Here is a 23764-nt window from a genome sequence, read left to right on the forward strand (position 1 = left end):
CCCGATCATCGCCTATCTCGGCCGCGCTGACAACGTTGTCTTTGGGAGCGCTCCCGATCGTCCGTCACGCGGCCGGCCGAATCATGCGCGCAGGTCCGACTCGATCCGCCCGGCCGTGGCGAGCAGCGCGGGCAGCAGGTCGCGCCGCGCGGCCTCGACGGTCGTACGGCTGGCATGGGTGGAGATGTTGGCCGCCGCGACGACCCTGCCCGACCGGTCCCTGATGGGCGCCGCGATGGAGCGCAGGCCCTCTTCCAGCTCCTGGTCGACCAGCGCCCAGCCCTGCTCGCGCACCCTGGCCAGCTCGGCGGTGAGATCCTCCGGGGAGGTGATCGTCCGGGCGGTGACCCTGCCCAGCTCGGCCCGCTCCAGGTAGGCGGCGAGCTCGCCGACGGTCAGCCCGGCCAGCAGGACCCGGCCCATCGACGTGCAGTACGCGGGGAAGCGGGTGCCGATGTTGATGGTGACCCGCATGATCCTGGTCGCGGCCACCCGCGCGACGTAGACGACGTCCTCGTCGTCGAGCACCGCGATCGAGGCCGACTCGTGCGTCTCCGCCACCAGCCGTTCCAGGTGCGGCTCGGCGACCTCGGGCAGCGTCAGGCTGGACAGGTAGGCGTAGCCGAGTTCCAGGACGCGTGGCGTGAGCGCGAACAGCCTGCCGTCGGTGCGGACGTAGCCGAGGTCGGCGAGCGTCAGCAGGAACCGCCTGGCCGCCGCCCTGGTCAGCCCGGTCGCCCTGGCCACGTCGCTCAGGGTCAGCTCGGGGGCGGTGGCGCTGAAGGCCTTGATCACCGCCAGCCCGCGGGCCAGCGACTGCACGTGCTCGGAGCCGCGGTCGACCGGTTCGACCACCTCGCTACCCATCCGCGCCCTCTTCGGGAACAGTTTCGGGCACGGCCTCGGGCACGGCCTCGGGCACGGCCTCGGGCATGGCTTCGAGTACGGCCTGCGCCACGGCGAAGGCGCGGTTGGCCGCGGGCACGCCCGCGTAGACCCCCGTCTGCAACAGCACCTCCTTGATCTCCTCGGCGGTCAGCCCGTTGCGCAGCGCCGCGCGCACGTGCATGGCCAGTTCGTGCTCGTGGCCGAGCGCGGTGAGCAGGGCGAGGGTGACGCAGCTGCGGGTGCGCCGGTCCAGGCCGGGCCGGTTCCAGATCTCCCCCCAGGCGTACCGGGTGATGAAGTCCTGGAAGTCGGCGGTGAACGGGGTGCCGCGCTCGGCGGCGCGATCGACGTGATCGTCCCCGAGCACGGCGCGGCGGGTGGCGTCACCGGCGGCCCATCGGTCCCTTTGGTCCACAGGTCAGCTCCCTGTCAGGTGATCGAGCAGCAACCCGGACACGAGGTCCGGCTGTTCCACGCTGGCCAGGTGCGCCCCGGGCACCATGACCAGCCGCGCGCCGGACACTCCCGCGGCGATCGCCCGCCCGTGCGGGTCGGCCGGCGTCGCGGGGTCGTCCTCGCCCGCGATGACGATCGTGGGCGCGGAGATCCCGGCCAGATCATCGGTGAGGTCCATGTCGCGGATCGCGAGACAGCACGCGGCGTACCCCGCGTCGGAGGTCTCCGCCACCATCGTCCGGTAGGAGCCGGCCACGTCGGGCCGCCGCTCGCGGAAGCCGGGGGTGAACCAGCGTGTCACCGCCGCGTCCGCGAGCGACGCGGTGCCGTCGCGGAGTACGGCGTCCGCCCGGTCCGTCCACATCTGCGCCGGGCCCAGCCGCGCCGACGTGCACAGCAGCGCGAGCCTGTCGATCCGATCCGCCGCGTGGGAGGCCAGCCACATGCCCACCATCCCGCCCAGCGAAAGGCCCGCGAAGTGCGCCCGCTCCACCCCGAGGCGGTCGAGCAGGTCGAGGACGTCCCCGCCGAGGTCCGCCAGCGTGTACGGCCCGGCGGGCACGGCGGACCGGCCGTGTCCCCGGTGGTCGTACCTGATCACCCGGAAGCGGTCGGCGAGATCGGCCTGCGGATCCCACATGGACGAGGTGGTGCCGAGCGAGGAGGCGAGCACCAGCGCGGGCGCGCCGGGGTCGCCGAGGATCTCGTGGTGCGGGATCAAGCTGTCTCCTGTCGGTGTGCGGGCTCAACGATGACGGCGGGTGTGATGGCGTGAATCTATGGCTGTCGCGGTGCGGGTCGGTCCGGTCGCCGGCGGTGTGCCGCCACGGCGCGCTCGACGAAGGTGCCGGCGGAGCCGAGGTAGCCCGCCGGGTCGAGGGCGTCCTCGATCTGCTGCGCGGTGAGCGGGGAGGAGGCCAGCGTCTCGCGGAGCGGCCTGCCCTCGTCCAGGGCGCGGGCGCACGCCTCGTCGACGATCCTGCGGTTCTCCGGGCCGCCGCCCAGCATCGCCACGACGTGCTCGGCCATCAGGAGGCCGCCGGTGGCCGAGAGGTTCTCCCGCATCCGCCCGGCGTTCACCGACAGCCCGTCGAGGACCTCGTACATCCAGGACGCCGCGCTGCCGGTCAGCCGGAGCAGGTCGCCGACGGTCTCCCATTCGGCCTGCCAGGGCCCCGCCGCCCGCTCGTGCTCGTGCGCCATCCCGGTCAGCACCGACGCGACCAGGCCGGGCACCCGCTGCGTGCAGGCGAGTGTGGACATCGCGCCGACGGGGTTGCGCTTGTGCGGCATCGCGCTCGAACCGCCCCTGCCGGGCGCCGACGGCTCGGCCACCTCGGCGACCTCCGTCTGGGCGAGCAGTTTCACATCGGTGGCGATCTTGGCGAGGGTGCCGGACACCAGGCCGAGGGCGCAGGCCAGTTCGGCGACCGGGGTCCGGTCGGAGTGCCAGGGCATGATGGGTTCGGCCAGGTCGAGTTCGGCCGCGAACAGGGGGATCACCTCGTGGCCCCGGCCGCCGAGCACCGACACCGTGCCCGCCGCGCCGCCGTACTGCACGGGGAGGCGCAGGCCGGCGAGCCGGGCGCGGCCGTGGTCGAGCGCGGTGAGCCAGCCCGCGGCCTTGAGCCCGAAGGTGATGGGCACGGCGTGCTGCAACACGGTACGGCCCGCCATGACGGTGGCCGCGTGCCGTGTGGCGAGTTCGGCGCAGGCGTTGGCGGCGTTGTCGAGGTCGGCGCGGAGGGGGAGGAGGGCTCGTTTGGCGATGAGCATGGTGGCGGTGTCGTTGATGTCCTGGCTGGTGGCTCCCAGGTGCGCATATTTCCGCATCGGGGGTGGGAGGAGCTCGCGGAGCGCCGCCACCAGCGGGATCACCGGATTCCCGGCCGGCCCGGCCCGCTCCGCCAACGCGTCCAGGTCGTACCGCTCGGGCAGGCACACCGACGCGATCACCTCCGCCACGTCCCCGGGCATCAGCCCCGCGGCCGCCTGGGCCGCCGCCAGCCCCGCCTCCACGTCCAGCATCGCCGCCACCCAGCCCGCGCCGGAGACCTCGGCCGCGACCCCGCCCCGCCCGAACGTCCCCGCGAAGATCCCGCTCATGACCGCATCACCGCCGTGGCCGTCGGAGCCGGTGTTCGTATGCGGAGGGAGGGGGTCTCGTGCGGGGGCGTCGTGCCTCGGGTGATGGTGTTGGGGGCCGGTGTTCGTATGGGGAGGGTGGGGGTCTTGTGCGGGGCTGTCGTGCCTCGGGTGACCGTGAGAGTGGGGGTCGGTGTCCGTTCCGGGTGATGTGAGCGCGTCGAGTCGAGCGCGGCCGTGGCGGCCGGCGTCGAGGTGTGCCGGGGCATGTCAGCAGCCTTCCAGGACGACCGCGAGGCCCTGGCCGACACCGATGCAGATGGCGGCCAGGCCGTACCCGCCGCCGCGCCGGTGCAGCTCCCAGGCGAGCGAACCGAGGATGCGCGCGCCCGAGCAGCCGAGGGGATGGCCGATCGCGATGGCCCCGCCGTTCGCGTTGACGATCGACGGGTCCAACTCGGGCCAGTCCGCCAGGCAGGCCAGCGACTGCGCCGCGAACGCCTCGTTGAGCTCCACCACGCTCAGGTCCGACCACGACAGCCCGGCCCGTTTGAGCGCCGTGCGCGCGGCCTCGACCGGCCCGATGCCGAACAGCTGCGGCTCGACCCCGGCCGCCGCCCGGGAGACGATCCTGGCCAGCGGGGTACGGCCGGACAGCGCCGCGCCGGCCTCGTCGCCGAGCAGCAGGGCGGCGGCGCCGTCGTTCAGCGGGGACGCGTTGCCCGCGGTGACGGTGCCGCCGGTGCGGAAGACGGGCGCCAGCCGGGCCAGCGCCTCGATCGTGGAGTCGGCCCGCACTCCCTCGTCGTGCTCCAGCCCGGCGATGGGCACGACCTCGTCGGCGTAGACGCCGCGCCGCCAGGCGTCCGCCGCGCGCCGGTGGCTGCCGAGCGCGAAGGCGTCCTGGGCCTCGCGGGTGATGCCGTACCGCTCGGCGAGGATCTCCGCGCCCTCGCCGAGCGCGACCGTCCACTGCTCGGGCATCGCGGGGTTGACCATCCGCCAGCCGAGCGCGGTGTCGTGCATGGTCTGCGGCCCCCGCGTGTACGCCCGCGTGGGCTTGGGCACGACCCAGGGCGCGCGGCTCATCGACTCCGCGCCCCCGGCCACGGCGAGCGTGGCGTCCCCGACGGCGATCGCCCGGGACGCCGCGACGGCGGCCTCCAGCCCGGAGCCGCACAGCCGGTTGACGGTGGTCCCCGGCACGGTGACGGGCAGCCCGGCGAGCAGCACGGCCATCCTGGCGACGTTCCTGTTGTCCTCGCCGGCGGCGTTGGCGGCGCCGAAGAACACGTCGTCGATCGCGGCAGGGTCCAGCTCAGGGGCCCGCTCGGTGACTGCCCGCACGACGTGGGCGGCCAGATCGTCGGGCCGGACGCCCGCGAGCGCCCCCGAATGCCGGCCGATGGGGGTGCGCACTGCGTCCAGCACGAAGACGTCTGCGGTCACGGTCTCCTCCAATGGATCCGGGCCTTCATGGTGGGCCGCGTTACCGGACGGGTTCCCGGGCGGCCCGTTGACACGCCAGGAACGTCCGGCGTAGCTTCCGCGATACAAGAGCGTTCGTCCAGAGAATAGCTGTACGCATAGCGAACACTTCCTCGCCCCCTGTTGCCGGCGCCGCGCTCGTGATTTCCCTCCATAGAAAGCGATACTTGATGACCTTCCTGGATCCGACGGTGTGGGCAGGCAGGATCTACGGCCATGGCGGCTGGACCGTCTCCCTGGCCGGTGACGCCGCGATCATCGAGCCGGCGACCGGCGCGGAGATCGGACGGGCCGGGATCGCCGGTCCGCGCGACGTCCAGGTGGCCGCCAAACGGGCCTGGCACGCGCAACGGGCATGGGCGGCGACCTCGTTCGAGGAACGCGCCGCCGTACTGCGCAGGGCCGGGGCGCTGTTCGAGGAGCACGCGGCCGAGATCCAGGGCTGGCTCGTCAGGGAGTCGGGGTCGATCCCCGGCAAGGCGGCCTTCGAGACGCATGTCGCCGCGCAGGAGTGCTACGAGGCCGCCGCGCTCGCCTCCCAGCCGCAGGGGGAGATCCTGCCGACCGCCAAGAAGCGGATGAGCCTGGCCAGGCGCAGGCCGGTCGGGGTGGTCGGGGTGATCGCGCCCTTCAACGCGCCGCTGATCCTCGGCATCCGGTCGGTCGCCCCGGCGCTCGCGCTGGGCAACGCGGTCGTCTTCAAACCGGACCCCCGTACGGCCGTCTGCGGCGGTGTGTCCATCGCCCGCGTCTTCGAGGAGGCGGGCCTGCCCGAAGGGCTGTTGCACCTGCTGCCCGGCGACGCCGTCGCCGGTGCGGCCGTCGTGGCCGCCTCGCAGGTGCGGGTCGTCTCCTTCACCGGCTCCACGGCCGCGGGCCGTAAGGTCGGCGAACTCGCGGCCCGCCACCTCAAGCGCGTCCACCTGGAACTGGGCGGCAACTCGGCGCTGATCGTGCTGGACGACGCGGACCTGGACCTGGCGGTCTCCGCCGGCGCGTGGGGCTCGTTCTTCCACCAGGGCCAGATCTGCATGACGGCGGGACGACACCTGGTCCATGCCTCGATCGCGGCGGAGTACGTCGAGCGGCTCGCCGCGAAGGCCGACGCCATGCCGGTCGGGAACCCGGCGACCGAACAGGTCGCGCTCGGCCCGCTGATCGACGCGCGTCAGCGGGACAAGGTCCACGGCCTGGTCACCGCGAGCGTGGCGGCGGGCGCGACGCTGGCCGCGGGCGGCGCCTACGAGGAGTTGTTCTACCGGCCCACCGTGCTCAGCGGCTCGATGGCCGACGTCCCCGCCTACGCCGAGGAGGTCTTCGGCCCGGTCGCCCCCGTCCTGTCGTTCGACTCGCCGGACCAGGCGGTCGACATGGCCTGCGACAGCGAGTACGGCCTGTCACTCGGCATCCTCACCCGCGACGTGATGCGCGGCCTGGACCTGGCCGACCGGATCCCCACCGGGATCGTGCACATCAACGACCAGACCGTGGACGACGAGGCCGTCGCGCCGTTCGGCGGGGTCCGCGCCTCGGGCACCGGCTCACGGTTCGGCGGCACGAGCGCCAACCTGGCGGCGTTCACCGAGACCCAGTGGGTGACCATGCAGGGAGACATCGCGCCGTACCCCTTCTGACCCGCATACCGTCCGCCCCGGGTGACCGATGCGCTCGGGTGGCGAGGTGCTTCCGCTGGACGAACCGATGCCCCTTGGGAGACACCGGTTCACAGGGGGACGCAGGCGAGCCCGGCGAGCACGTCCTCGCCGGTGACCGGCGGAGCCTGCGCCGCCGCCGCGCGACGCAAGCCGGCGTCACCGGCCACCATCCGCTACGTACTCCGCCGGCGAGCACGCCTCCGCCGGCGGAGCCCGCGCCGCCGCGCGGGCGGCCTCCTCCAGCGCGGGGCCGGTCTCCTGCAGCGGCGTGAGCACGGCCGGTCCGCTTTTCCGGAACCCGGCCCGCCTTGCGGTCCGCCGCTCGGAGGCGATGGGGTCAAGGGGAGGTGTTCTGGGCCTCTGATACAAGTGTTCGGTGGACATCGATCGGCTGGCGCCGGTGAGGGGACGGTCCGCATCCGTCCTGCTGATCATCGGATTCGTGCTCGTCTCGCTCAACCTGCGCCCGGCGCTGGCGGGCGTCTCGCCGCTGCTCGACCAGATCATGGCCGATCTCGGGCTGACCCCGGCGGCGGGCGGTGCGATCACCACCGTGATGGTCGTCTGCCTGGGCCTGCTGGCGCCGCTCGCGCCGCTGCTGGCCAACCGGATCGGCCTGGACCGCACGGTGCTGGCCGGTCTGCTCATCCTGGCCGCCGGAGTGGTCCTGCGCAGCCTTGACGGCCTGGCCGGGCTCTACCTCGGCGCGGCGGTCGCGGGCACGGCCATCGCCATCCTGAACGTGGTCATGCCCGGCGTGGTCAAGCAGCACTTCCCCGACCGGATCGGCCTGTTCACCGGCATCTACGTCTCCGGCCTGGTCGTCGGCGCGGCGACCGCCTCCGGGCTGATGATCCCGCTGGAGCGGGCCACCGGGTTCGGCTGGCGCGAGGTCGCCGCGTCCGTCGCGCTCCCGGCCGTCGTCGCGGCGGTGCTCTGGCTGCCGCAGGCCCTGCGCCGCCCGCATGGGTCGTACGCCAACGGGCCGAGGCCGTACCGTGCACTGCTGCGCAGACGCGTGACCTGGTACGTCATGATCTTCATGGGCCTGCAGTCGCTCACCTTCTACGTGATGCTCGCCTGGTTGCCGACGATCTTCCTGGAGGCCGGGCTGCCCGCCGACCAGGCCGGCTATCTGCTCGGCCTGACCAACCTCGCCCAGGTGATCGCCACCCTCGGCGTTCCCGTGCACGCCGGGCGGGCCAGGTCCCAGGTGCCGCACGTGACCCTCGCGGCGCTGTTCACCATCGTGGGCTACCTCGGGGTGTGGCTGGCGCCGACGACCGTGCCGTGGCTGTGGATGATCGTGCTGGGCGTCGGGCAGGGCGCGTCGATCGCGCTCGCGCTGCTGATCATCGCGCTGCGGGCGCCCGATCCGGCCTCGGTGACCGCGCTGTCCGCCGTCGCGCAGACCTTCGGTTACGCGTTCGCGGCGCTCGGCCCGCTGCTCATCGGCCTGCTCCGGCAGACGTCGGGCGGCTGGGGCGTGCCGCTCGCCGTCGGGCTGGGCATCTGCGGGCTCCAGACGGGATTCGGGTTCCTCGCGGGCCGTCCGCCATCGGGTCGGTCGGCGCGGGCGGCACCCGCGAGAGAGCGCGCCTGAACGAAGGCCTGAGCGGGCGACGAGCCGCCGGATCGGCGCGCTCGTCGGCGGTGGTCGCGGGAAGCACGATACCGGTGGACGAGGAGATGATCCTGTGATGTATCTTAGGTAAGCCTTACCTTGATGCATCGAGGTGTCAGATGACTGTTTCTCTTGCGGAGCCCGCCGTCGGCGTGCTCTCGGAGCTGAGCGAGCTGCTCGTACGGCTGGCGGCCCGGCGTGGCGGCGTGCTTGGTGTGCTGCCCGAGCTGCGCACCCCGGAGGTCACCGGCTGGACCCCGGCGACCGACCTGGTGCGCGAGCCGTACGAGCTGCTCGACGGGCTCGTCGAGGACACCGCCACCGCGCGGAGCGCGTCCCGGCACGTCGGCGCGGCGCTGTTCTGGAAGGGCTACGGCTACTGGCACACCGTGCCCATGGCGCTCGGGTGGGCGTTGAACCGGCGGGTGCCGGTCATGCGCTTCGAGGACACGGTCTTCAAGGTCTCCGACACGGGCGTGACCATCGCGGCCACCTCGATCCAGACCGCGGTGCTGCCCGACGACCCGTGGGCGGGGACGCCGGGCACCATCGTGGCCGAGAATCTCGGGGGGGTGATCAAGGAGGCGCTGCTCGACGGGCAGCGCCCGCTGATCAGGGCGCTCGGGCGGCTGACCAAGGTCGGGGAGCGCAACCTGTGGGGGTCCACCGCCGAGGCGCTCACCCACCCGCTGACCGCCTTCGCCGACATCCTGCCGCCCACCGACGTGCCGGGGCTGCACGTCTCCGTCGGCTGGCCGGTCGACGGACTGATCGACTTCTCCGGTGAGAAGTACCGCCGCCGCACCTGCTGCCTGTGGATCACGCTGCCCGACACGGACCCGTGCGCAACCTGTTGTGTGTCGGGGCGTGGCCGCAAAAGCACCTGATCTTCACCTGCGGGCCGTACGGTCCCGCCATGACCTTCACGCGCAGCCTCATGGCAGGTGCCCTGGCCGTCCTGGTGGGCGGTACGGTCGCCGGTGTGCTCCTCCGACCTGAAACCGCCGCCGCCGACCGGCGCGGAAACGACCCGATCGTCATCGGCCACCGGGGCGCCAGCGCGCTGCGTCCCGAACACACGGTGCTCTCCTACGAGGCCGCCATCGCGCTCGGCGCCGACTACATCGAGCCCGACCTGGTCTCCACCAAGGACCGCGTCCTGGTCGCCAGGCACGAGAACGAGATCTCGGGCACCACCGACGTCGCCGCGCACCCGGAGTTCGCCGACCGCAGGGCCACCAAGACCATCGACGGCCTGAAGGTGACCGGCTGGTTCACCGAGGACTTCACGTACGGCGAACTGCGCACCCTCCGGGCCAAGGAGCGCATCCCCGACCTGCGCCCCGGCAACACCGCCTTCGACGGGCTGGCCCTCATCCCGACCTTCGAGGAGGTCCTGCGGCTGGCCGAACGGCACGGCGTGGGCGTCTACCCGGAGACCAAGCACCCCACCTACTTCGACTCCATCGGCCTGTCCCTTGAGGAGCCGCTGCTCGACACGGTGGCCAGAACCGGCTACGACGGCAAGATCTTCATCCAGTCCTTCGAGACGGCCAACCTGCGGGAGCTGGCTGAGAAGACCCGGCTGCCGCTGATCCAGCTCATCTCCGCCACCGGCGCGCCGTACGACCGGGTGGCCGCGGGCGATCCCCTGACCTATGACGGGATGGTGACCGCGGACGGGCTCCGCGAGGTGTCCCGCTACGCGGACGGCGTCGGCGTCGACACCCGCCGGATCGTCCCGGCCGGCCCCGACGGACGCCTCCTCGCGCCCACGAACCTGATCCGCGACGCCCACCGGTCCCGTCTGGCCGTCCACACCTGGACCATCCGCGACGAGAACTCCCAGCTGCCCGCCGACTACCGTCTCGGCGACCCGGCCGCCGCCGCCTATCCGCGGGCCACCGGCGACGTCACGACGTGGATCACCCGCCTGGCATCGCTCGGCGTGGACGGCCTCTTCGCCGACAACCCCGGCACGGCCCGCGCCGCCCTGTCCCGCCCCGGCGACCGCGGCCAGGACGACTGAAGGGCTGACCTAGGGCTCGATTGCCGGCCGAGATCAGGCTTGGATGAGCCCGACACTCCCGGCCGCCGTGAACCCTTCGGGACCACCACCACCGAGGCCGGCGACGTTGGTGTTACCGATCGCGGGTGTGAACTGGTACCCAGAAACACCGCTCGGCGTGGTGATCGATATTTGGGTGCCATGGAAGGCGGGTGCCGACACCTGCACCGTGAATTGCGGGATATCGCCCTGGGGATTGTTCAGATCCGTCACCTGGAAGTTGAAGGTGGTCGCCTCGTGCTGGTCCATATTCAAGTCCACACCAAAGCTCTGGTAGGGGGGAATCTGCACATCGATCTGGGCTTCTGAGCTGGCCAGCTCAAGCAGGTTCGGCGTCAGGTTGGTGAAGGTGAACGTGCTGTCCTTCGAGAGCCCATCGTTGTCGTCGGACCTGGCGAATGCCCAGCCGGCGGCGGACAGGAAGAAGTTCGCCTGCCTGACGCCGTTACCCCAGATGTCCTTCTGCATCGTCCATTCGGCCGGGTACTCCCCGGCGTTGTCGTTGGTCGCGATCCAGTAGTTCGTCCCGCCCGACTGCCATTTCGCGGAGTCGGGGCAGTCATCAGGGAAGAAATCGGTATCCTGCGTCGTGTAGATCTGATACTTCACGGGCAGAAGCATCTGCATCACGGAGATCATGTAACCCGTGCGCGCGGCATTGACGAGCTGCGCTGTCGTGTTCGGGTTCCAGTACAGCGAGTCGCACCCGTTCTGCTGCGGACGCGTCAACTGGTACACGCTCTGCAGTTTCCCCCAGTCCTGCAGAATCGTGATCTCCATGTTCCCCATGGAGATCAGCAGCGCGTCGAAGTTGTCACTGAGCTGCTCCCAAAGCTCGGAGACCGCCACCTGGAACGGGTCGGGCGAGATGCTGCCGGCGCCGGATCCCGCCGCCAGAGCGATGCTGATACCCGCCTCCATCAGATTCCCCAGGACCGGGCCCACGCCCGGCGCGGCGCACAACCCGGTATAGGCGAGGCCTTCGAACAAGGAGAGCATGAATCCTGAGACGTTCGGCGCGTTCTCACCCTGGGTGAGTCCCGCGTCGGCGATGGCCTCGTTGAGCAGGGCGCCGTTGTCCACGAACAGGGCGAGGTGAAAGGCCCGGTAGTTCTCGAACAGGTTGCGCGTGGTGTTGGCGTACCTGATCTCGAGAAGCAATTGGTCGCGTACCGCGTCCCAATCCGCCTGCTTGACGCCGTTCGGTGCCTCGGTCCAGGACGCGATCTGGCTGCCATAGTCGGACAGGGTGGTGTCGAGGTTGTAATACTCGGCACGCAGCGACGTGATCTGAAGCATGGTGAGGAGGTCTTTGTACGCGTCGGCCTGTCCGTCCGTGAATTCCTGAAACGGCGTTTGCGGCTGCGCCATGACCTCCTTCAGCGACGAGGACGGAGCGGTGTACCACGTATAACTCGTCGTGGTTCCCTCTTCCGGCACGCCCGCCGCCAGGACGAAGTCTCCGTCGGACAAGGTGATCGGGCCTTGGGTTGCGCCCGAGGGGACGAGGTACTCTCCCGAGAACGCGTTGCGGATCTGGTTCGGCGTGCTGAAATCCCATACCTGCGTCAGCGGCAGAGGATTTTGCTGGGTTTCCACGGTGACGGAGTTGCCGCCTCCAGGGGCGACCGGGCCCATGGTGAGGACGAGATTGTTGCCTTGGTCGCTCAGGATCCGCCCGTCCGGCGTGACCTGCCACAATTCGTTGGTCGCGACGGCATCGCCCAGTGGCCAGACGATGACGTTGGCGCCGGAAGTGGTCTGGTCCCATTGCACGTTGAGCAGGCAGGCGTTTTCCGTGTCGTCCTGCAGACCGCTCTGGAAAAAGGCCCATTTCGGTCTCGTCGCATTGCCCGGGGGCGACGCCGGCGCTTGAAGGATCCAGCGTTGCGGGACTCCGCCCAACTGCGGGTCGAGGACGGCGGCCCGCTGACCGTTGTCGATCACGAGTGTGAGCACCAGGTCGTCCATCGATGTGCTTTTGATGAAACCATCGGGGGTCGCAGCCCAGAGCTGGAGCGGATAACCGGAATCACCGAGCTCGGCGACGACGAGTTGATTTGTTGGCGAATCCCAGGTGAGCGCACACTTCCCCAGCTGACTGAGAATGTGACCATCGCTGTCCATGGTCCAGAGCTGACCCTGCGCGTCGGTGAACTCCGCAGGCTCCACGATGACGGGGCTGCCGTTGTCCACGTTATCGCCTTGGACGCCGAGCACGTACGGCTTGCCCGGAGCACTCGGCGGTGCGCTGCTGGTGATGTAGAAGACCTGGTTCTGTGGAGGCATCGTCATGCCCGAGTGCCTACCGCGCGGCCGGTCTGCTTTAACACCGCGCACGGGCAAGTGATCCCCCCGGCGCCGCCGCCATCCGCCGCCCCCGGTGGCCCGACCGAAGGCAACCGGTACCTGGTGCTCGGCCTCGGCACGGGAGAGGCAGCCGTTCCCTGCTCGGGGACCGCGAGCAGGGAACGGGTGGGCGGTCAGGCGTTCTGGGGCGTGTCCATCGGCCGGAGTTCGTCGGCGTAGCTGACCGAGACGCGGCGCATGACGCCGCTGTCGGAGATGGAGTACTGACCCAGTCGCCACAGCGGCGGTGAGTAGGCGTGGATGGACACGCTCCCGTGTGCGGCCCCGGTGAGACGGTGGATGTGGTCGGGTCCGAAGGAGAAGGAGTCCCCGGCCGTGACCACCGTCTCAAGGTGCTCCCCGCCGATCCGCGGATTGCACTCCTGGAGCGCGCCGGCCACCACGTGCACGGCTCCGGAGGAGATGTCGTGGTCGTGCCATCCGGTGTCGTCCTCGGGCCGCCAGCACAGCAGCCAGATGTCCACGTAGGAGTCCCGGTACAGCGAGGCGTAGTGCCGCCCGCCCTCCTCGGGGAACTCCACGTGCTCGGCCCAGCGGGTGGGGTCGGCGGCGAGCTCGTCGACGAGTGCGCGCAGCTCGCGCCGGTCGAGGTTGCGCTCGGGTATGCCGGACCAGTGCTCCTCGGGGAGCCGCGTCTCGAGAGCACACGACTGACCGCCTCGTTCGTGCTGCATGGGTGCGACTCCTTTCAGATCGTGGCCGCCGTCGTGCTGACGTGCGGGCCGAGCAGGCGTAGCGGATTGGTGGTGTGGATGGCGTGGTCCGCGGCGTCGCCGAGACCGGTCGGGGGAGCCGTGGCGTACGGCAGGTCGGAGCCGTTGACCACGACGTCGACGCCCAGCTCGCGGACGATGGCGTCGATGGCGCGCGGGCCGTAGGAGGAGGTCTCCACGTAGGTCTGCCGGTCGACCTGGCCGCGTCCCTCGCCGCCCCGGTTGATCAGCCGCTCCGAGTGCAGCGGGGCGAGCCCGGCGAGCAGGGCGAAGCAGACGCGCAGGTGGGGGTGGCGCGGCCTGCCGTACGTCTGGAAGGCGTACCAGGCCGCGTGCATCTGCTGCACGTACGGCACCAGGGCGGGCCACCATGAGGGGTCGCCGCGCCGGTGCGCCGCCGGGCCCGGGTGGACGAACAGCGGCAGGTCGCGGTCGGTGAGGACGTCGAGGAGCGGCGCGACGGCGGCGAGCCCCGCGGGATCCTGGACGGCGGTCGCGGGCAGTTGCAACCCGGCCGGCCCCCGGTCGAGGTCTCTCGCCAGGCGCGCGGGGTCGGGCTCGGTGACGGAGGTGGCCGCCCAGACGCGGAACAGGCCGGGGAGGGCGAGCGCGTCGTCGTGGTAGGCGTCGATGATCGGCCACGCCTCGGCGGCGGGGAGGTGTTCGACGCCGAGCGGGCTGGAGAGTGACACCAGGGCGAGGTCGAGGCCGGGCGTGACGCGGCGGGCGGGGTCGTGGTCGCGGGGATCGACCTCGTAGGGCGGTTCGCCGTCGAGGTGGAGCGTCCAGCCGTCGAGACGCGGCGCCGCCGTACGTCTGCGGAGGGCGTCGACGAACGCGGGTGTCCACAGATGCTGGTGCACATCGACGCTCATTCTTCCCCCCTCGCTCTTGTCATACCGGTATTCCCTACCGATAATAGCGGCAATGCCCTCACTCTTGGGAAGACGTTCAAGTGAAACGGTTCACTGATACGTTTCAGTGAACCGCTTCACCTGCCCTCCTGTCAAACGCCGACCCCCGCGTGGCGCGCCGTGGATCCCGGGCGTGTCACGCGGGCGGGCGGGGGGCGTCATAAGCTTGCGAGGTGACGCAGCCGCGTAAACGAGCGACGATCCGTGAGGTGGCCAAGGCCACCGGCCTGTCACCGGCCGCGGTGTCGTACGCGTTGCGCGGTCTGCAGGTGTCAGAGGAGACCATCGAGCGCGTACGGCAGGCCGCCGCCGAGCTGGGTTACGAGGCCGATCCGATCGCCCGCGCGCTGGCCAGCGGCAGGACCGGCATGATGGGCCTGCTCTGCGGCTCCCTCGAAGACCTCTGGCAGCAGGCGCTGGCCGTCGGCATCGGCAGGGCGCTGAAGGACAACGACCGCTACGCCCTGATCCTCGACGCCGCCGGCGACCCGGCCAGGGAGCGCAAGCTCGCCCAGCAACTACGCGACCAGCGCGTCGACGGCCTGATCGTGCAGCCGGTCGATCCCGCCGCCGAGTTCTGGGTGGAGCTCTGCGCGACCCTGCCCGTCGTCGCGATCGGCGACGCCCTCGCCGGCGCCCGTACGGCGGGCGAGGTCGTCTTCGACAACCGGCGCGGCACCACCATGGCCCTCGAACACCTCAGGGACAACGGCCACCGCCGCATCGCCGTGCTCACCCCCACCATGTCCAGCACTCCCGACCGGCCCGCCGACGTCCACGTGACCGCCGAGGCCGAACGCCTCGGCCTCGACCTGGAGCTGGTCACGGCGCCGCAGTCGCTGTCCGGCGCGACCGACGTCGCCCACGGGCTGCTCGGCGACGGCAACCCGCCCAGCGCGGTCTTCTGCTTCGCCGACTCCATCGCCTACGGCGTCTACGCGGCGGCGGACGAGCGCGGGCTGCGCATCCCCGAGGACATCTCGGTGATGGGCTACGACGCGCACCCCATGTCCGGCCTCCTCAAACCCGGCCTCACCACGGTCGACTGGGACATCGACGGCATCGTCCGCGCCGCCGTCCGTCTCACCGTCGCCGCCGTCGACGGCGGCACCCGCCGCCGCCGCATCGTCCAGGCCCCCGAACTCCGCGAACGAGGCTCGGTCGGCCGGCATCGCCCCACCTGACCTGGCCCCCGTACGGCAAGCCCCGCCCCTCCTGACCTGGATCCCGTACGGCAAGCCCCGCCCGCGCCACCCGCCGCAGGCGGCGAGGGTCCGTGGGTTCATGGCACTCCAGCGGCTGTGGCCGAGCACCGTGACAACTCGCACGCCGGCCATGCCCTTCGGTGCGCCGGATCTCGGTGCGCTGGATCTCGGTGCGCTGGATCTCGGTGCGCTGGATTTCAGTTCGCTGGATTTCAGTGCGCTGGACGATGCCGGTTCGTCACACGGACGGCTCAGTCGGCCAGGGTGGTCAGCAGCGCTCTGGCCTCGTCGAGATCCTCGTCGAGAGGGCGGTCCGTCACGCGTGGGTCCAGGGGGAGGCCCATGTCGATGCCCCGCATCCGGCCTGCCCGGACGGCCGCCACCAGCTCGCACGCCAGCGCGATCTCCAGTGGTTCCACCACGTCGAGCGCCCGCCTGGCGGCCTGTGTGGCGAAGCCGGCGTGGTCCTCGACGCCCCGGGACAGCGCGGCGGAGCCGGTGGTCACCGGCGCCGCGAGGAGGTGCAGTTCGGCGAACGCGTCCCTGGCGATGTACTCCAGGATCAGCGCGCCCGACCGGCCGGGCCGGTCGGCCAGGAACGGCTCCAGGCCGGTGTAGGCGGGCTCCATCAGGGTGGCCAGCCGCGCGACGCCGAGCCCCGCCGTCTGCGCCACCGCCGCGCGCAGGGCGTCCAGCGCGAGCGCGACGGGCGCCGAGTGGAAGTTCCCGTTGTGCCACGCCCGGCCCTCGGCGATCAGGGGATTCTCCATCATCGCGTTGACGTCGATCTCCACGGTCCGCACGGCGTGCCCGAGCGCGTCCATCGCCGCCCCGTGCACCTGCGGGAAGGCCCGGTACCCGTAGGGATCCTGCAAGCGTTCCCGCTCGGCCGCCTGCGGGAGCGTAGCCAGTCGCCTCAGCAGCCGGGCCGCGACGGTGGCCTGGCCGGGATGCGGCCGTCCCGCGTGCACGACGGGCGCCAGCGGCTCGGTCGAGGCGTTCACGGCGGTGAACGACCTGGCCACCACGGCGACCGCCGCGTCGAGCAGCCGCGCCAGCCGATGACACGCGAGCGCCGCGTCGGCCAGCGTGGCCGCCCCCGAACTGATGAACGGCAACGCCCCGCGAGACCCCACGGAGAACCTCGGCCCCGCGGTGCCCTCCTCGCCGTTCTCGACGGCGAGGGACGTGCTTCCGGAGGCGTCCGGCGGGCTGCGGCGCCAGGGAAGCTCGCCCATGAGGCAGAGGGCGAGGGTGGAGAGAGCGGTCAGGTCGCCGGTGCCGATCGCGCCATAGGTGCGGATGGGCGGGACGAAGCCGTCGTTGAGCGCGTCGGCGAGGGCGTGGGCGACGTCGGGATGGACCCCGGAACCACCGGCCAGGATCTGGTTGAGCCGGACCAGTACGGTCGCCCGCGCGCGGTCCGCCGAGACCAGCGGCCCCGCGCCGCCGGCATGACTCCGGAGCAGGTCGAGGCCGGCTCCCTCGACCACCTGGTCCTTGTTGGCGCCGACCCCGGTGGTCTGGCCGTAGACGGGACCGGTGAGGGAGGCCGCGGCACGCCAGGCGGCCCGGGCGCGGTCGGTGGTGCCGACCTCGACCCGGGCTCCCGCGGATGCGACCTGGAAGACCTGCGCGCAGGTCAGCCGAGTGCCATCGAGAACGATGTACATAGGACTAGTCGGGGATGATCAAATCGAGGACCCAGCTCACGATGCCGACGATCAGCGCGCCCCACAGCGCGGACCAGAAGTCGTCGACGTGGAAGGGCACGCTGAGCTGCTCGGCGATCCAGCTCGTGAGCAACATCAGCCCGGCGTTGACGATCAGGGCGAACAGGCCGAGCGTCAGCACGTAGAACGCGCACCCGACGACCTTGATGATCGGCTTCAGGACGGCGTTGATGACTCCGAAGATCAGTGCCACACCGAGAAGGGCGACCACGTCTTCGGTGGTCGTCTTCCCCGTGACATCGATCCCGGCCACCACTTGGGTCGCCACCCACAGGGCCGCGGCCACAATGAGGATCTTGATAATGATTTTCACGCTTGGGCATTCTCCCATGTGCGATCGGTGGAAAGGTAGATCTCCTCCAGAGTGACACTATGTAGTGGCCAAGCAAAGCGTGGTTAGCCACCCCCCTCTCGGGTACCCGTGCATGATCGTGAATCTGGTGGGAAAGGCCCAAAAGGGGGTGGCCATTCGATGGAAACGAACAGCCTGGAGTCACTGTCGGCCAAGGAACTGCACGACCGCGCCGTGCGCTACGCCGTACGACACGGTGACCTGGGGTTCCTGTGGGACCTTCTGAAGGTCATACCGGCCGCCGAGACGGCCAGCGGACACGAGGAGGAGACGGCCAACGACCTGAGCAGGGTGTCCGCGCTGCTCAGCGATGCGATGGCCTCGGGTGAAGGACGTCTTGGCGAGGCGTTGCGCCCGATCTACATCGACTATCTCGCCAAACATCCGGACGCTTGATCAGCCGGCCAGCCGCGTGCTCGTCACCGAAGCGTGGGCGGCCAGGCCGGGCGTGCTGACAGCGCGGCGCTCACGGTCGACGATCAGCACGTCGTACGGCCCGGCGCCACCGAGCCGTGCGGCGAACCGCCTGGCCACCGCGGGCGTCATCGCGTGAATGGCGCTCGCGTGGGCCGCGGCCACTCCGAGGTCCGGCCCGGCCACCGTCACCGAGCCGAGTTCCCCCGTGGTCGCGACGGCCAGGTCATGCGCGAACAGCACCTTGAACACCAGCCCGCTCCGCGGATCGCGGACGCCGATCCGCCAGCGCTCGCCGGGACTGGCGGACCCCCGGACACGGACGTTGCCGCCCGCGCTGACCCGATGGTCGACCGCTCCCGCCGTGCTCAGCGCACGCGACAGCCGTTCCACCGCCCACCCCATGACATAGCCGGACAGGTCTGGTTCACCGGTCAGGTGCGCCGACAAGCTCAGCCCGGCGTGACGGTCCAGCACCTCCGACACCTCGGGGGCGCACTCGGCAGCCGTGATCTCGCCTCGCGCCAGGCGGCTGAGCGACCCGTCCGCGCCGCCGGGGCCGAAGGTCCGTTCGACCCAGCCGAGCCAGGAGAAGGCGTCATCGAGCAGCGGCGCCAACTCGCGGGCCGGCAACGCCGTACGGACGTGCACATCGACGGGAACGCCCATCACCTGCTGCACACGGGCGGTGCCGGGAAACGCCATCGGTTCCACTCCTTCGATGCTCGACGATCCGTCAGCCAGCATGGCAGCTCTCGCGTAATGTCCCCCTAAGCGTTTTGCCGGAGCGAGGGGTGACATGGCCGAAACCGATACCGGCGCGCGCCTGCTGGTCGTCGACGACGAGCCCGAACTCCGCAACGCCCTGTCGCGGGCGCTGCGCACGGAGGGCTACCGGGTGGCCGTGGCGGCCGACGGGCACGCGGGGCTGGGCGCGATGGCCGCCGACCGGCCCGACCTCGTGCTGCTCGACGTCATGATGCCGAAGATGGGCGGCATCGAGGTCTGCCGCCGGCTGCGGGACAACGGGGACGGCACGCCGGTGCTCATGCTCACCGCCCTCGACGGCGTCAGCGACCGGGTCGCCGGGCTCGACGCGGGAGCCGACGACTACCTGGTCAAGCCGTTCGCGCTGGAGGAGCTGTTCGCCCGGGTGCGGGCGCTGCTCCGCCGTACGCCTCCGGGTGAGGACGCCGCGCCGCTCGTCTTCCGTGACCTGACCCTGCTGCCGCGCGGGCGTCAGGGGATGCGCGGGGGCAGGGCCTTCGACCTGACACGCACCGAATGCTCCCTGCTCGACCTTCTCATCCGCAACGCCGGCCAGGTGCTTCCCCGGGAGGTCATCCTCGACCGGATCTGGGGCTACGCGTCCGCACCCGGATCCAATGCGCTGGAGGTCTACATTCGTTACCTGCGGCGCAAGACCGAGGCCGGCGGGGAACCGAGGATGATCCAGACCGTGCACGGGCTCGGATACGCGCTGCGGGAGCCCTCGTGAGCCGGCTGCCGCTGCGCATGCGCCTCGCGCTGGCCGCCGGGGTCGCCGCCGCGCTCAGCGTGATCGCCGTGATGACCCTCGCTTACTTCGTGGCCTGCCACCGGGTCGAGGCCACGTTCGGGCCGCCCGGCCTCCTCGACCGGGTGGCGAACATGCAGAACGCCCTGGGCTGGCCGTTCGTGACCGTGTCCGTCGGCGGACTGGCCCTGGCCGGCCTGCTGGGCTGGCTGGTCGCCCGTACGGCGTTGCGCCCCGTCGCCGATCTCACCCAGGCGGCCGAGCACGTCGCCGAGACCCGCGACCTGAAACTGCGCATCGACGTGGACCGGGACGACGAACTGGGCAGCCTGGCCCGCAGCTTCAACACCATGCTCGACGCGCTCGAACGCTCCGCCGACGCCCAGCGCCGCCTCGTCGCCGACGCCTCCCACGAGCTGCGCACCCCGCTCACCGCCCTGCGCACCAACGTGGAACTGCTGCTCCGCCCCCATCAGCTCGGCCCCGTCGACCGCGCCGAGCTGGACAAGGCGGTCATCTCCGGCTTCGAGGAGCTCACCGCGCTGGTCTCCGACGTGGTCGAGCTGGCAAGGGACGAGGAGCCCGTCGCGCTGGTGGAGGACGTCCGGTTCGACCAGATCGTCCAGCACGAGGTCGAGCGCGGCGCGGCGTACTGGCCGGCCGTCCGCTTCCGCGTGGATCTGGCCGAGACCCACGTGCGCGGCGTCGCCGACCGCCTCGCCCGCGCGGTCGCCAACCTGCTGGACAACGCGGGCAAGTACAGCCCCGCGGGCGCCGAGGTGGAGGTACGGCTGCGCGACGGCGTGCTGACCGTGCGCGACCACGGCCCCGGCATCGCCGCCGAGGACCTCCCGCACGTCTTCGACCGTTTCTACCGCGCCCAGGGCGCCCGCGCCCGGCCGGGCTCCGGCCTGGGGCTGGCGATCGTACGCCAGGTCGTCGAGACCCACGGCGGCCAGGTGACCGCCGAGGCGGCGGGCGGCGGGGGGACGTTGGTCCGGGTCTGCCTGGCGGGGTTCCGTGAATCGGGGGGTTCGTGAGCAGGGTTTCCGTGAGCAGGGTTTCCGTGAGCAGGGGTTTCGTGCGTAAGGGCGAGGTGCGGGGCGGCGGGGTGGGCGGGCTCGTTTGGCCGGTTCGTGCATGCGGCCCCGTGCACGCCGGCGGTCGGCGCGGCCTGAAACCGGTCTAGGAGACCGAGATCACGTGGTTGCCCTCGCTCGGCAGGGAGACGCTGCCCGGCGGGATGGTGCGCGAGTAGGCGGCTTTTGGTCCAGGTCTGCTTGATCGGGCTCCGTGAGTAGGCTGAACGGCATGGCGAACGTGAGGGTGGAGCGGACCGACGACGGCTTCGTGGCACGCAACGACCGGGGCGTGGAGGTCAAGATGGGCAGTTCCGCGGAGGAGGGCGTCTTCACCCCCGTGGAGTTGCTGCTCGCCGCGATCGGCGGGTGCAACATCGTGACCGTCGAGCCGCTCACCGCCCAGCGCGGCCACCGACTGGTCCGCCTGGCGATGACCGTCGAGGCCGAGAAGGTCGAGCCGACCCTGCTGGGCCCCGTCACGATCACCTACGACGTGGAGCTTCCCGAGGACGACCCGGCCGCCGACGAGGTCTTCCGCTCGGTCGCGCACCGCGTCCACGAACGACACTGCACGGTCACCAGGTCGCTGCGGCAGGGCACCGAGGTGCGGGTGGAGATACCCGAATAGCATCAAGACGGTGGCCGCACACCCCCTGCGGCCCGCCGGGCAGGGGGAGACATGGGGGTGCTCGACTCGCTGGAGCGGCACGGCCGGATCGTCGACGCGACGATCGCCTTCGCGCTGTTCCTGCTCTCCCCGTTCGGAGTCCCGTCCGCCCTCGCCACGCTGCCGCTGGCGCTGCGGCGGATCTGGCCGTGGCCGGTCCTGGTGGTGGTGATCGCCTCCCTGGTGGTCTTCGAGCTGTCGTCCCGGCCTCCGGTCGCGCCGCAGGTCGCCGGTCTCGTCGCGGTGTACACCGTGGTCAGCCGGGCATCTCCGGTGCAGGGGATGATCGCGGGGGCGCTCGCGCTCGCCGTACCCGCCACCGGGCTCCTCCAGCGTGGGCCCGCCGACTGGCTGGTCGTCCAGGTGCTCGGGGTGTTCGGCGCCGCGGTGCTCGGCCGGGTGACGCCGAAGCGGCGCGAGGTGATCGAACACGAGTGGGTGATCAAGGAAGCGGGGGAGCAGCAGGCGTTCAGAGCGGTCGTGCTCGAACGCGGCAGGCTCGCCGGTGAGTTGCACGACACGGTGGGGCACGCGATGAGCATTGTGGTGCTGCGAGCAGGAGTGGCCCGTGAGGTGTTCGACAGCGACCCCGAGCAGGCGAAGGAGGCCCTGGGCGCGATCGAGGAGGCCGCCCGGACCGCGATGACCGACCTGCGCAGACTCCTCGACGTGCTCAGCGCCCCCGACCAGCGCCAGGACTACGGCCCGCCGCCCGGCCTGGCCGACCTCCCCCGGCTGGTCGACGATCTGCGCGCCACCGGCCTCCAGGTCAGCCTGTCCCGGACCGGCTCACCTCCCGTGCAGGACCGGACCGTCGAACTGGCCGCCTACCGCATCTGCGAGGAGGCCCTGGTCAACACCCTCAAACACGCGGGACCGACCGCGGTCGCCCGGATGGAGGTCGAGGCCGGCCCGGACGCCGTGAAGATCGTCGTGACCGACTCCGGGTCGCGCGAACCCTGGACGGCCCCCGCCCTGGGAGGCGGGCGAGGGCTCCTGTTCCTCAGCGAGCGGGCCGCTTTCGTCGGCGGCACCTTCAAGGCCGGGCACCGCGCCCAGGGCGGCTTCGAGGTCCGCGCCGTCCTCCCGTACGGCAAGGCGGGATCCTGATGACAGGGCCCAGACCCGCACGGCCGGTCCTGCCGTACGGCAACGCGACCTTGACGGTGAGGCTCGCACGGCCGGTCCAGCCGTACGGCAAGGCGGGAGCGTGATGGCGCGAGCGTCGACGAGCATTCGCCTCCTGGTCGTCGATGACCAGGAGCTGATCAGAGGTGGCCTGACCGCCCTGCTCCGCGCGCAGGACGACATGGAGGTCGTCGGCGAGGCCGCCGACGGCATGGAGGCGCTCGCCCAGGTCGCCCAGACCCACCCCGACGTGGTGCTGATGGACATCCGGATGCCGGTGATGGACGGCATCGAGGCGACCCGCCGGATGCCTCCCGAGACCCGGGTCCTCATTCTGACCACCTTCAACATCGACGAACACGTCTTCGCCGCCCTGCGTGCCGGTGCCGCCGGGTTCCTGCTGAAGGACAGCCCGCCACGCGAACTCATCGAGGCCGTCCGCGTCGTGGCCGCCGGTGAGGCCCTCCTCGACCCCACCGTGACCCAGCGCCTCATCGACGCCTACGTCTCCCACCCCGGGGGTCACCACATCATCGTCGAAGGGCTCGACGATCTCACCGAGCGCGAGACCGAGGTGCTCAAGCTCGTCGCCCAGGGCCTCTCCAACCGCGAGATCGCCACCCGCCTCTACGTCTCCGACGGCACCGTCAAGACCCACCTCAACCGCCTCCTGCACAAGCTGCACCTGACCTCCCGCGCCCAGGCCGTGGTGGCCGCCTACGAGTCCGGTCTAGTCATACCGGGTCAACCCTGGGTGTAGCCCGAAAATCAACCCGTGGATGACGTGGTCATTGCCCTGCTTTCTGTACCGTTGAAGCAGGTCAAGCGGGTAGTGACCAAGAGCTTTCTGCCGAAGCGGGTGCGAAGGGGGAACGCATCCGCCTGCGGGACCGCCGGATCTCTGGGGGGAGGTTCCGGCCGGACCGTGGTAAACCGGGGCCGGACAGTTGGGGGACTGTCCGGCCCCGAGTCCTTTCCAGGGATGTGCGACACCCGTCAGGTGGCTGCTAGAGTTACTCGCGTTGCAAGCGCCGCTAGCTCAGTTGGTTAGAGCAGCTGACTCTTAATCAGCGGGTCCGGGGTTCGAGTCCCTGGCGGCGCACCCTTCATCAGGCCGTTGACCTGCGCAAACGCGCGGGTCGGCGGCCTTTTGGAATTTTGTTCTAGGGGCTGCGGGCTCCTAGCGGGCTCGCGCGTACAGATCTTGTACATCGACCCCGTGAAGACACGGCCTGCGACGCCCGAGACGGGCGCCTCGCCACCGCCCACATCGCCGTGCCGACAACGGATGTCGGGACGCACCATGGTGTTCGGAAGCCTGATTGCAGGGCCCGAAGGTCGCGCAGCGGCCACACGAGACGCGAAGTCAGCTGGTCGACATCCCCGCCAGCCTCACAAAGTGCGGA

The 23764-nt window shown here is 71.0% G+C and carries 22 protein-coding genes and 1 tRNA gene; 12 read left to right on the forward strand and 11 right to left on the reverse strand.

Going from position 1 to position 23764, the window contains the following annotated elements:
- Positions 1 to 81: 81 nt before the first annotated feature.
- The 5 genes from MBA17_RS14890 to MBA17_RS14910 all read right to left on the reverse strand — a co-directional run bounded on the left by MBA17_RS14890 (position 82) and on the right by MBA17_RS14910 (position 4878).
- Positions 82 to 867, reverse strand: coding sequence for an IclR family transcriptional regulator domain-containing protein (locus MBA17_RS14890; protein WP_238497032.1), 786 nt, complete (start codon positions 865 to 867; stop codon positions 82 to 84).
- On the reverse strand, positions 860 to 1303 hold the full coding sequence (pcaC, locus tag MBA17_RS14895) for a 4-carboxymuconolactone decarboxylase (RefSeq protein ID WP_238497033.1): 444 nt from the start codon (positions 1301 to 1303) through the stop codon (positions 860 to 862). Before pcaC ends, MBA17_RS14890 begins: the two co-directional genes overlap by 8 nt.
- A 3-nt stretch (positions 1304 to 1306) precedes the next feature.
- Positions 1307 to 2065, reverse strand: coding sequence for a 3-oxoadipate enol-lactonase (pcaD, locus tag MBA17_RS14900; protein WP_238497034.1), 759 nt, complete (start codon positions 2063 to 2065; stop codon positions 1307 to 1309).
- Positions 2066 to 2121: 56 nt separating this feature from the next.
- Positions 2122 to 3450: a 3-carboxy-cis,cis-muconate cycloisomerase gene (pcaB, locus tag MBA17_RS14905; protein WP_238497035.1), complete on the reverse strand. Its 1329-nt coding sequence runs from the start codon at positions 3448 to 3450 to the stop codon at positions 2122 to 2124.
- Between the two features lie 249 nt (positions 3451 to 3699).
- Positions 3700 to 4878, reverse strand: a complete 1179-nt coding sequence (locus MBA17_RS14910) for a thiolase family protein (protein ID WP_238497036.1) — start codon at positions 4876 to 4878, stop codon at positions 3700 to 3702.
- A gap of 209 nt (positions 4879 to 5087) precedes the next feature.
- Between MBA17_RS14910 and MBA17_RS14915 the strand changes: the two genes are divergently transcribed.
- The 4 genes from MBA17_RS14915 to MBA17_RS14930 all read left to right on the forward strand — a co-directional run bounded on the left by MBA17_RS14915 (position 5088) and on the right by MBA17_RS14930 (position 10225).
- A complete protein-coding gene (locus MBA17_RS14915) occupies positions 5088 to 6551 on the forward strand; it encodes a benzaldehyde dehydrogenase (protein WP_238497037.1) in 1464 nt (487 codons plus the stop codon).
- Positions 6552 to 6948: 397 nt separating this feature from the next.
- Positions 6949 to 8175 carry a CynX/NimT family MFS transporter gene (locus MBA17_RS14920; protein ID WP_238497038.1) on the forward strand — a complete coding sequence of 409 codons (1227 nt, stop codon included), beginning with the start codon at positions 6949 to 6951 and terminating at the stop codon, positions 8173 to 8175.
- Between the two features lie 140 nt (positions 8176 to 8315).
- Positions 8316 to 9083 (forward strand): (2Fe-2S)-binding protein, encoded by a 768-nt coding sequence (locus MBA17_RS14925; protein ID WP_238497039.1) that lies wholly within the window; start codon positions 8316 to 8318, stop codon positions 9081 to 9083.
- A gap of 29 nt (positions 9084 to 9112) precedes the next feature.
- Positions 9113 to 10225: a glycerophosphodiester phosphodiesterase gene (locus MBA17_RS14930; protein ID WP_238497040.1), complete on the forward strand. Its 1113-nt coding sequence runs from the start codon at positions 9113 to 9115 to the stop codon at positions 10223 to 10225.
- 33 nt (positions 10226 to 10258) lie between these two features.
- Here MBA17_RS14930 and MBA17_RS14935 read toward each other — a convergent pair whose 3' ends face one another.
- The 3 genes from MBA17_RS14935 to MBA17_RS14945 all read right to left on the reverse strand — a co-directional run bounded on the left by MBA17_RS14935 (position 10259) and on the right by MBA17_RS14945 (position 14222).
- Positions 10259 to 12559, reverse strand: a complete 2301-nt coding sequence (locus tag MBA17_RS14935; RefSeq protein ID WP_238497041.1) for an RICIN domain-containing protein — start codon at positions 12557 to 12559, stop codon at positions 10259 to 10261.
- A 188-nt stretch (positions 12560 to 12747) separates the two neighbouring features.
- Positions 12748 to 13308 carry a cysteine dioxygenase gene (locus MBA17_RS14940; protein ID WP_238497042.1) on the reverse strand — a complete coding sequence of 187 codons (561 nt, stop codon included), beginning with the start codon at positions 13306 to 13308 and terminating at the stop codon, positions 12748 to 12750.
- Between the two features lie 14 nt (positions 13309 to 13322).
- Entirely contained in the window at positions 13323 to 14222 is a 900-nt protein-coding gene (locus MBA17_RS14945; protein WP_238497043.1) for an amidohydrolase family protein, read from the reverse strand.
- A gap of 212 nt (positions 14223 to 14434) precedes the next feature.
- Between MBA17_RS14945 and MBA17_RS14950 the strand changes: the two genes are divergently transcribed.
- Complete coding sequence (locus MBA17_RS14950) at positions 14435 to 15445, forward strand: LacI family DNA-binding transcriptional regulator (RefSeq protein WP_238497044.1); 1011 nt, start codon at positions 14435 to 14437, stop codon at positions 15443 to 15445.
- Between the two features lie 272 nt (positions 15446 to 15717).
- Here MBA17_RS14950 and MBA17_RS14955 read toward each other — a convergent pair whose 3' ends face one another.
- Together MBA17_RS14955 and MBA17_RS14960 are read right to left on the reverse strand one after the other, a co-directional pair.
- Positions 15718 to 17139, reverse strand: a complete 1422-nt coding sequence (locus MBA17_RS14955) for an aromatic amino acid lyase (protein WP_238497045.1) — start codon at positions 17137 to 17139, stop codon at positions 15718 to 15720.
- Positions 17140 to 17143: 4 nt separating this feature from the next.
- Complete coding sequence (locus MBA17_RS14960; RefSeq protein WP_238497046.1) at positions 17144 to 17512, reverse strand: phage holin family protein; 369 nt, start codon at positions 17510 to 17512, stop codon at positions 17144 to 17146.
- Positions 17513 to 17671: 159 nt separating this feature from the next.
- Here MBA17_RS14960 and MBA17_RS14965 point away from each other — a divergent pair, with 159 nt between their 5' ends.
- Positions 17672 to 17947 (forward strand): hypothetical protein, encoded by a 276-nt coding sequence (locus tag MBA17_RS14965; RefSeq protein ID WP_238497047.1) that lies wholly within the window; start codon positions 17672 to 17674, stop codon positions 17945 to 17947.
- On the opposite strand, the gene MBA17_RS14970 is transcribed toward MBA17_RS14965, so the two are convergent.
- Positions 17948 to 18670 carry an FAD:protein FMN transferase gene (locus MBA17_RS14970; RefSeq protein ID WP_238497048.1) on the reverse strand — a complete coding sequence of 241 codons (723 nt, stop codon included), beginning with the start codon at positions 18668 to 18670 and terminating at the stop codon, positions 17948 to 17950.
- A gap of 94 nt (positions 18671 to 18764) precedes the next feature.
- Between MBA17_RS14970 and MBA17_RS14975 the strand changes: the two genes are divergently transcribed.
- The 6 genes from MBA17_RS14975 (at position 18765) to MBA17_RS15000 (ending at position 23460) form a co-directional block, all read left to right on the forward strand.
- Positions 18765 to 19463, forward strand: coding sequence for a response regulator transcription factor (locus MBA17_RS14975; protein ID WP_238497049.1), 699 nt, complete (start codon positions 18765 to 18767; stop codon positions 19461 to 19463).
- Entirely contained in the window at positions 19460 to 20521 is a 1062-nt protein-coding gene (locus MBA17_RS14980) for a sensor histidine kinase (protein ID WP_238497050.1), read from the forward strand. Before MBA17_RS14975 ends, MBA17_RS14980 begins: the two co-directional genes overlap by 4 nt.
- A 271-nt stretch (positions 20522 to 20792) precedes the next feature.
- On the forward strand, positions 20793 to 21191 hold the full coding sequence (locus MBA17_RS14985) for an OsmC family protein (RefSeq protein ID WP_238497051.1): 399 nt from the start codon (positions 20793 to 20795) through the stop codon (positions 21189 to 21191).
- A gap of 51 nt (positions 21192 to 21242) precedes the next feature.
- Positions 21243 to 22340, forward strand: coding sequence for a sensor histidine kinase (locus MBA17_RS14990; protein ID WP_238497052.1), 1098 nt, complete (start codon positions 21243 to 21245; stop codon positions 22338 to 22340).
- Positions 22341 to 22443: 103 nt separating this feature from the next.
- Positions 22444 to 23118: a response regulator gene (locus MBA17_RS14995; protein WP_238497174.1), complete on the forward strand. Its 675-nt coding sequence runs from the start codon at positions 22444 to 22446 to the stop codon at positions 23116 to 23118.
- Positions 23119 to 23386: 268 nt separating this feature from the next.
- Positions 23387 to 23460, forward strand: a tRNA-Lys gene (locus MBA17_RS15000).
- Positions 23461 to 23764: the final 304 nt, after the last annotated feature.

Source organism: Dolomitihabitans soli, assembly GCF_022213955.1.
GTDB lineage: Bacteria > Actinomycetota > Actinomycetes > Streptosporangiales > Streptosporangiaceae > Streptosporangium_A > Streptosporangium_A soli.